General features: G+C 64.4%; 6 protein-coding genes, 1 tRNA gene and 1 pseudogene. 3 read left to right on the top strand and 5 right to left on the bottom strand.

The features are described from left to right. Window positions 1–121: 121 nt before the first annotated feature. On the bottom strand, window positions 122–502 hold the full coding sequence (locus M8523_RS36725; protein ID WP_428350158.1) for an SDR family NAD(P)-dependent oxidoreductase: 381 nt from the start codon (window positions 500–502) through the stop codon (window positions 122–124). A 300-nt stretch (window positions 503–802) separates the two neighbouring features. Here M8523_RS36725 and M8523_RS09180 point away from each other — a divergent pair, with 300 nt between their 5' ends. Genes M8523_RS09180 through M8523_RS09170 form a run of 3 tightly spaced genes read left to right on the top strand, consistent with a single transcriptional unit; the run spans window position 803 to window position 4,358 of the window. Further along, window positions 803–1,759, top strand: a complete 957-nt coding sequence (locus M8523_RS09180; protein WP_282584532.1) for a substrate-binding domain-containing protein — start codon at window positions 803–805, stop codon at window positions 1,757–1,759. Continuing rightward, window positions 1,756–3,324, top strand: a complete 1,569-nt coding sequence (locus M8523_RS09175) for a sugar ABC transporter ATP-binding protein (RefSeq protein WP_282584531.1) — start codon at window positions 1,756–1,758, stop codon at window positions 3,322–3,324. The genes M8523_RS09180 and M8523_RS09175 overlap by 4 nt, the downstream gene beginning before the upstream one ends. 11 nt (window positions 3,325–3,335) lie before the next feature. Continuing rightward, window positions 3,336–4,358, top strand: coding sequence for an ABC transporter permease (locus M8523_RS09170; RefSeq protein WP_282584530.1), 1,023 nt, complete (start codon window positions 3,336–3,338; stop codon window positions 4,356–4,358). A gap of 313 nt (window positions 4,359–4,671) precedes the next feature. Here M8523_RS09170 and M8523_RS09165 read toward each other — a convergent pair whose 3' ends face one another. The 4 genes and pseudogenes from M8523_RS09165 to M8523_RS09150 all read right to left on the bottom strand — a co-directional run bounded on the left by M8523_RS09165 (window position 4,672) and on the right by M8523_RS09150 (window position 8,500). Next, window positions 4,672–5,739, bottom strand: a complete 1,068-nt coding sequence (locus M8523_RS09165) for a M42 family metallopeptidase (protein ID WP_282584529.1) — start codon at window positions 5,737–5,739, stop codon at window positions 4,672–4,674. Window positions 5,740–5,858: 119 nt separating this feature from the next. Then, window positions 5,859–6,085: pseudogene (locus tag M8523_RS36720) on the bottom strand (metallophosphoesterase); the annotation flags it as partial. A 126-nt stretch (window positions 6,086–6,211) separates the two neighbouring features. Beyond that, a tRNA-Ser gene (locus tag M8523_RS09155) sits at window positions 6,212–6,301 on the bottom strand. A 120-nt stretch (window positions 6,302–6,421) separates the two neighbouring features. Continuing rightward, entirely contained in the window at window positions 6,422–8,500 is a 2,079-nt protein-coding gene (locus M8523_RS09150) for a molybdopterin-containing oxidoreductase family protein (RefSeq protein WP_282584528.1), read from the bottom strand. Window positions 8,501–8,561 lie beyond the last annotated feature (61 nt).

The following is an 8,561-nucleotide window of genomic DNA, read 5'->3' as shown; positions in this document are numbered from 1 at the left end:
AAGACGAAAATCGAGCGTCACTCTCCGACGTCATGTCCAACCCCACATCAGCCCGATGCCGATCATAGTGCCCGACCACGACGTCAGACGACGCGGCTTTCTGACTCAGTAAGATTAATAGCTATCGATGAGTGCAGCCCTCGGGTCTGCTTTGGAGCACTATCCGCAGAGCTCCGCCCGCCGCCCCAGAGCCAAATTCTCCACCACTGAACCGGACGCTACCAAAGTTGGCCTCGGTGATGTTCTCGGCAAGGTTGCCGGGCGCAATACCGACGTTGTTGACCAGAATGTCGATGCGCCCGAAGTGCTCGAGGGCTGCTGCTGCGGCGGTGCGAACCGAGTCGATCTGCGCCATGTCGAGCCAGACGGTCGCCACTCGCGGGCCGAGCCGCTGGATCATTTCGACAAGGTCCTGCGCGCCCGCAGAACCGCGGACGCCAAGGATCACATCGGCACCGGCGCCCGCGCAGGCCCGACCGATGCCGCGGTTCGCGCCCGTCACAAACGCGACCTTGCCGCGAGACCGAAATCCGGAGCGCCGCCCGTCATGGACTTCATGGTTTCCATCCCTAGCTGTTGAGCCGCTCTCCGGCTGACACGACGTAAGCCGTCCCGTCGATGCTCGTTGTTCGATGCACTCTGACTCAAGGCGCCCGGACGAGGTGCTGTCAATCGATCGGGTCCGGTGGGTCGGCGGAACGCCCAAGCATTTCGTGATTGCCCCTTGACCGACCCCCAGGGACACAACGACACTGGCCGTAACCTCGGCGCCAAGCCGGGGATGATACGAGGGAGGAACCGGATGTCGCTTTGCAGGCGCGTGCTGCTGGGCAGTGTTTTCGCATTCACCGTGGCCGGAGCGACGATCGGTTCGGCAACGGCCAAGGATCTGACGATCCTGACCTCCGTGCCCGGGCTGAACTTTCCGTTCTTCGTCCACATGTTGAAAGCCATGAAGGCCGAGGTGACGGCCCAGGGCGCGACGCCGCTTGAGGCCGACGGGCAAAACAACGCGCCTAAGCAGACGGCAGATGTCGAGGCCGGCCTGACCAAGGGCGTCGACGGCATCGTGATGTCCCCGATCGACGTGAACGCGATGGCGCCCGCGCTTAACGAGATCGCCGACGCGGGCGTACCGGTTGTCACTATCGACCGCCGCGTGCCCACCGCCAAGAACGTTCTCGCCCATGTCGGCGCCGACAATGTCAAGGGTGGCGAAGCGCAAGGACAGTGGGTGCTCGACACCTTTCCGAATGGCGCCACCATCGTGAACTTACAGGGCCAACCTGGCGCGAGCCCCGCCATCGACCGCAACAAGGGCCTGCACAACGTGCTCGACGCCCACAAGGACAAGTACAAATTCGCGGCCGAGCAGACCGCGAACTTCGCGCGCGACCAGGGCTTGTCGGTGACCGAAGCTTTGCTTTCGTCGCTCCCCACCCAACCGGACGTGATCGTCAGCGCCAACGATGACATGGCGCTTGGTGCCTTCGAGGCTTTGAAGGGCCGCAACCTGCAGGGGAAGGTGAAGGTGATCGGCTTCGACGCCCTGCCGGATGCACTCGCGAGCATCCGGGACGGGGGCATGGCCGGGACGGTGGAGCAGTTTCCGGCCGAGCAGAGCAAGACGGCGGTCGACATCCTGATGCGCTACATCAAGGAAAAGAAGAAGCCCGACAGCGACCTGGTGCTCCTTACCCCCATCGTGCTCACCAAGCAGAACCTCAGCAAGGCCGAGCGCCTCGACGAGGTGAAGTGACCGCGAGCGGCCTGGCCGGCGACACGCATCCGTCGCGGCCGGCGCTGCTGTCCGTCAGGGGCGTCAGTAAGCGCTTTCCCGGCGTGCAGGCACTGAGCGGCATTGACCTCGACCTCGGGACGGGCGAGGTCCTGGCGTTGCTGGGCGAGAACGGCGCTGGCAAGTCGACCTTGCTCAAGATTCTGTCGGGCGCACAGGCGGCAGACGTCGGCACGATCCTGCTCAACGGCGTGCCCTACGTCCCGGCGCAACCCCACGAGGCGCAGGCGAACGGCGTCGTCACGATCTACCAGGAGTTCACGCTCATTCCGACGCTGAGCGTGGCCGAGAACATCATGATCGGCCGCGAGCCGGGCCGCGCAGGATTCGTTCATTGGGGCGCGACGTTCGGCGTCGCGCGGGAAGCGCTCAGCCGGCTCGGCTTGTCCATCAACCCGCGACGCCTCGTCCGCGACCTCAGCGTGGCCGACCAGCAGATGGTGGAGATCGCGCGCGCCCTGTCCATGGAGGCGCGGCTCATCATCATGGACGAGCCGACCGCGGCGTTGAGCGTTGCGGAAGTCGAACGGCTGCTCGCGCTCGTGCGCATCCTGAAGGGACGCGGGATCGGCATTATCTACGTCACCCACCGTCTGGATGAGGTGATGACAGTCTGCGACCGCGCCACCGTGCTGCGGGACGGACGGCTGGTTGGGTCGGCCGACATCGCAACAACGAGCATTGACCACCTCATCAGGATGATGGTGGGGCGGGACCTCGGCGCCATGGCGCCGGTCGAGGGCGGTTCGGCGCGACCTGGAGTCCCCGCCTTGCGGGTTAGTCGTCTCTGCACGCGCAACACCGCCGACCCGCATGCCACCACCGTGACGGACATCACGCTGTCGGTTCAGCCGGGCGAGATCCTCGGCATTGCGGGCCTCGTGGGCGCTGGCCGCACCGAATTGGCGCGCGCGATCTTCGGCGCCGACTCGATTACGGGCGGCCAGATCTTCGTGGAAGGTCGGGAAGTCGCGATCCGCTCCCCCGCCGATGCCATCGCGCTCGGCATCGGCCTGGTGCCGGAGGACCGCAAGCAGCAGGCCCTGTTCCTATCTCTCGCGATCCGCAACAACATGGCCGTGACCGCCATGGGACGGCGGCGCGCGCCGTTCGACTACGTCTCGGACGCCTGGGAGCGGGGGCTCGTACGCGAGTTCCAGAAGGCGCTCGGCATTCGCATGGCGAGTCCCGACCAGGCGATTGGCAACCTGTCGGGCGGCAACCAGCAGAAGGTCGTTCTGGCCCGTTGGCTGGCCCTGAAGCCGAAGATCCTCATCGTGGACGAGCCGACCCGCGGCATTGACGTGGCCGCAAAAGCCGAGGTTCACGGGCTGCTCGGGCGGCTCGCCCAGGATGGCATCGCCGTGATCGTGATCTCGTCGGAGCTGCCGGAGGTCATCGCGCTGGCGGACCGCATCGTCACCTTGCGCGAAGGCCGCCTCACCGGCGAGGTCGCCCGCCGCAAGGCGACCGAGGAGAGTCTCATGCGCCTCATGACCCTACGCACCGCGCTCGAACCCGCCTGAAGGCCGCCACCGTGACCTCCGCCCCCATCACCCAGAACCCCGATAAGCAGCCCTTCGATGCCTTCGGGCTGCTGGCGCGCTTTGCGCCTTTGATCTTCCTCGTCATTCTGATGGCCGTCTTCGCGACGCTGCAACCGCGCTTCCTGTCGACGATCAACCTGCTCAACGTGCTGCGTCAGATCTCCATTTCTGGTTTGCTTGCTATCGGCATGACCTTCGTGATTCTGACCGCGGGGATCGACCTGTCGGTCGGGTCGCTGCTCGCCTTCTGTGGCATAGTGGCCGCCATCGTGGCGAAGGGTGGTGCGGCCGGCAACTTCGCGGGCGGCGGTCACGGGGCCGGGCACGGCTGGGGGCTCGCCCTGCTGGCCGCGGTCGCCGTCGGCATCCTGTGCGGACTCCTGCAGGGCGCCGCGATCACCAAGGCCAAGGTGCCACCCTTCGTCGTGACGCTCGGCGGCATGTCGGCGTTCCGCGGCGCGACCCTGCTACTCGCAAACGGCGGCCCGATCAGTGGATTCGACGAGAGTTTCACCTTCTGGGGCCAGGGCCGCATTGGCATGATCCCAACGCCCGTGGTGATCTTCATCGCCTTCGCAGTGTTGGCCCACCTCATCCTGCGCTACACCCGCTTCGGCCGTCAGGTTTACGCGGTCGGCGGCAATGCCGAGGCGGCCCGCCTGTCGGGCCTGAAGGTCCCCCGCATCCTCCTCAGCGTCTACGTGCTGATGGGCTTCTTTTCCGGCTTGGCCGGTTTCGTTCTCGCGGCGCGGCTGAACTCGGCCGAAGCGGTGGCGGGGATCGGTTACGAGTTGACCGTCATTGCCTCGGTGGTGATCGGTGGTACGAGTCTCTTCGGCGGCATCGGTACGATTTTCGGCACCGTCGTAGGCGCAATCCTGATTGGCGTGTTGCTGAACGGCCTCGTGCTGCTCAACGTGTCATCCTACATCCAGCAGATCGTGATCGGGCTGATCATCGTGCTCGCGGTCGCTTTTGATACCTACGCCAAATCTCGCCGCCGGCGCGCCTGAGCTGGGCAGTGTGAAAGTGTTCACCTCGAACAAAGCTATGCAACCTCCATTTCGAGGCCTGTCGCTTTAATCTGCTGTGGGTCGATAGCCATAAGGTCCTTCGCATCGGCGGCAGACCGCCATCTCAGATCACCAATGTCTCTGAGACGCGACCAGCCAACGGAAGCTTGTGGCGCGATTAGGCCGTTAATCCCCCCGCAAATGTCAGTGGTATCGGAATTGAAGGGCACGCACTCTCGAGTGCTCCCCGACAAATCTGACGCGGCGGGTTGGCGGTTGCCTTTGATATATCCTCTGCCCAGTTTGCAAGTCTCTACCGCGGTGTGAAATCCGTGTCCGGCTGGATGCGACGGCAGTAGGCGGCCATCAGCCGGGCGCAGTCTTCCACGTCCTTCAGGCTCAACAGTTCGCACGGCGTGTGCATGTAGCGGACAGGAACGCCCAGGAGCCCTGTCGCCACACCGCCCCGACTCAACTGCATGGCGTTTGCGTCGGTGCCCGTTCCCCGTGCACTAACGCTGACTTGGTATGGAATGTCCTCCTCACGTGCGGCTTGCATGATCAAGTCAAAGGTCACGTGATTCGTGTTCGGCCCCCGTGAGACACTTGGGCCTTTGCCAACCTGAAGGTGACCGTGACGGGCCTTGCTCACGCCGGGGTAGTCGATGGCGTGGTTGACGTCGACTGCCAGCCCCGTCTGGGCATTGATGCTGAAGCTGGAGGTCTGGGCACCACGCAGGCCGATCTCTTCCTGCACCGTTGCCACGGCATAGACCCCGACATCCCGATGAAGGCCACCATCTTCCTTCAGCAGACGGAGCGTTTCGGCGACGACGAACGCCCCCATCTTGTTGTCCAAGCCACGTGCAGTGGCGCGATCATTCAGCAGGGGCTGAAACTCATATTGGAACGTGGCGACATCGCCGAGGCTGACGAACTCCTCCGCTTGAGCCCTGGAGGCGGCTCCAATGTCGATCCAAAGATCTTTCAGCTCCGGCTTTCGCTTGCGTTCGGTTTCGTCCTGGAGATGGATCGCCGTCCGGCCGATGACACCGACGAGCCGCTGCTTGCCATAGACCCAGACCCTCTGACCGACCGGGACCGCGGTGTCGTGGCCGCCAATACCTTGGAAATGCAGAAGGCCTTCATCATCGATGTGGTGGATGATGAAGCCGAGTTCGTCCATGTGCCCGGCCAGCATGATCCGCATTGGCGCGTCAGGATGGATCACGGCCGCAACATTGCCGTGGACGTCAGTGGTGACGCGATCGGCAATGGCTTCGGTGTAAGCCCGATATACCCGTGCCGCTGGCTGTTCGTAGCCGCTCGGCGAAGGTGCGTTGACGATGTCTTTCAGGAACTCAAGTGATGCTGCTCTCATACGACCGGTTATAGCTTTGAGCTTCGGCCACGCAACCCAACCGACCTCTGCGCTTGGGCTGAAAGCCGCACGTCATACGATTGCATCCGCCTTCGAGATGCCAACGTCTCAACGTCGATTGAGAAGCTCTCCGGCAGCACTTTCGCCGCGTTCTGTCTGTCGAGAATGGCGAACAGACTCACGGGCGACACTGCCAGGCGTCCACGCCGACGTCACATGAGCGCGTGTTGTCGGCCAAGGTTTCGTGCGTGTGTCCGTAGAGGTGCCGTGTGTCCCGCCAGAGATCCGGCCACGACCGATGGACGTAATGCGCAAGGGAGATGCGCGACTCCAAGCCTGCTTCGTCCAAGTTCGTCCAATAATGTGCGATGCAGTCCGACTAAAGCCGATGAAAAGTGTGGGTTTGAATGAGGGTTACCTGAATAAAAATCATCAAAAAATATCGTATAAACAATCAGTTAAACGTGTTTTTTGGCGGAAGGGGTGGGATTCGAACCCACGGTGGGCTTGCACCCACGGCGGTTTTCAAGACCGCTGCCTTAAACCACTCGGCCACCCTTCCAGCGCCTGCCGTTGGTCCCGGGGCACGCTGGTTCGGACCTGCATAGCGGAAAATGTGGGCGGCTTCCACCGGGCTTTTACAATGGAGCGACGATCCGTTGGAGCGTGACCGCGGCGCCGCTCAGCCGCGCCGCAGATGGACCTTGATGTCGTGGAACGCCGCTCCGCCCACCGGGGCGGGCGCGTCTGCGCCCGTCAGTGTGTTGATGCCGCACCCGTCGATGTAGCTGTCGTTGGGCCAGATCGATTCTGCGACGACGACCTTGGGACGCAAGCCAGCGAAGAGCTTTGCATGGAGGCGCACCTCCCCGCGCGGGTTCGTCAAGGTGACGAGATCGCCTTCGGCGACGCCGAGTTCCGCCGCGTCGTCCGGGCGGATCAGCACGGTGGGGCGCTCCTCCTTGACGAGCGAGGTTGGCGTCTCGGTGAAGGAGGAATTGAGGAAGTTGCGGGCCGGGCTGGTGGTGAGGCGGAACGGATGGACGGCATCCGCCTCTTCGGTCACGGCCCAATGGTCGGGAAAGGCCGGCACCTCGTCGCGGGGACCTGAGGGCACCCCGGGAACCTGGTCCCAATCCGGGCGAAATCGGAACTTGCCGTCGGGAAAGCCGAATCCGTCAAGATAGTGGGCTTTCTCGAAGGGCTGCTGGCAATCGATCCAGCGGTCCTGTTCCAGCTGCGCCAGCGTTCCGCGGCCGGAGGCCCGCAGCGTGTGGTCGATGATCTCGCGTGCCGTCATGGCGAAAGCCGGATGCTCGGCGCCAAGGCGCTGGGCGAGGGCCGAGACCACATCATGGTTCGAGCGGCATTCGCCGGGCGGCTCGATCAGCTTGGGGCCAAGCAGGATGTGCTGCTGGCCGCCGGCCTGGTAGACGTCGTCGTGTTCGACGAACATCGTGGCCGGCAGCACGATGTCGGCCATCCGGGCCGTGTCGGTCATCACCTGCTCGTGCACGACGGTGAACAGGTCCTCGCGCGAGAAGCCGCGCCGCACGACGGCCTGATCGGGCGCCACCGTCATGGGATTGGTGTTCTGGATGAAGAGCCCGGTCACGGGCGGCCCATGCCGCAGCGCCTCCGGGTCGCCCGTAAGAATGGCGCCGATCTGCGATTGGTCGAGCTTGCGCACGCCCGCATCGCGGCGGTCGAGCCCTTCGATCAGCGTCTTGTTCCAGCCGAACATGCCGGAATTCGAATGCAATGCCCCGCCGCCCCGATGCTGCCAGCTGCCGAGCACGACCGGAAGGGCGCTCACCGCATGCAGGGCGACCGCCCCGTTGCGGGACCGCGCGAAGCCATAACCGATCCGGAAGAAGGCGCGGGGGCGGCTTCCCAGCAGCCGCGCGAAGGACTCGATCTCCGCCGCCGGCACGCCGCAGATCGCCGAGGCCCATTCTGGCGTGCGGGTTCGCAGATGCGCCTCGAAACCTGCGGGGTCATCGGCGTAGCGGTCGAGATAGGCGCGATCCGCGAGGCCCTCGCGGAACAACACATGCATCACGCCGCAGGCGAGCGCACCGTCCGTGCCGGGGCGCACCAGCAGCTTCACATCGGCCTGCTGCATCGTGGCATTGTCATAGACGTCGACGGCCACGATCGGCGCGCCGCGGGATTTTCGGGCCTTGACCGCGTGGGTCATCACATTGACCTGCGTCACCACCGCATTCGTGCCCCACAGCACGACGCAATCCGACTCGGGGATCTCGCGCGGGTCGGCCCCCGTCATGCGGCCATGGCCGGCGAGCCAGCCCGCCCAAGACAAGGCCGTGCAGATGGTCGAATATTGGTCCGAATAGCGCTTGGCGTGGCGCAGCCGGTTGATGCCGTCGCGCATCACCAGGCCCATGGTGCCCGCGTAGAAATAGGGCCAGATCGTCTCCGCGCCATGCTCCCGTTCGGCCGCGAGGAAGCGTTCGGCCGTACGGTCGAGCGCCTCATCCCATGAGATCGGCGTGAATTGCCCGGACCCTTTCGGTCCTGTCCGGAGCATGGGATGGGTGAGCCGGTTCGGGTTGTGCACCCGCTCGGCATAACGGGCCACCTTGGCGCAGATGACGCCCGCCGTGTAGCTGTTCGCCGCGGCGCCACGGACGCGCCCCATGGTGTGGTCGTCGAGAACTTCCACTTCCAGCGCGCAGGTGGAGGGGCAATCGTGCGGGCAGGCCGAAGCCCGGAGTTTGGGGCGCAGGGGAGCGTTCATGGACGAGCTCTTCAAAGACAGGGGCAACCCTAACCCCAGCGTCCACAGTTTGAAACCCAAG

Origin of the sequence: Lichenifustis flavocetrariae, assembly GCF_026130545.1 — a bacterium.
Classification (GTDB): Bacteria; Pseudomonadota; Alphaproteobacteria; order Rhizobiales; family Beijerinckiaceae; genus Lichenihabitans; species Lichenihabitans flavocetrariae.
Note: the sequence above shows the minus strand (reverse complement) of the source record. Positions and strands in the feature narration are given on the sequence as shown.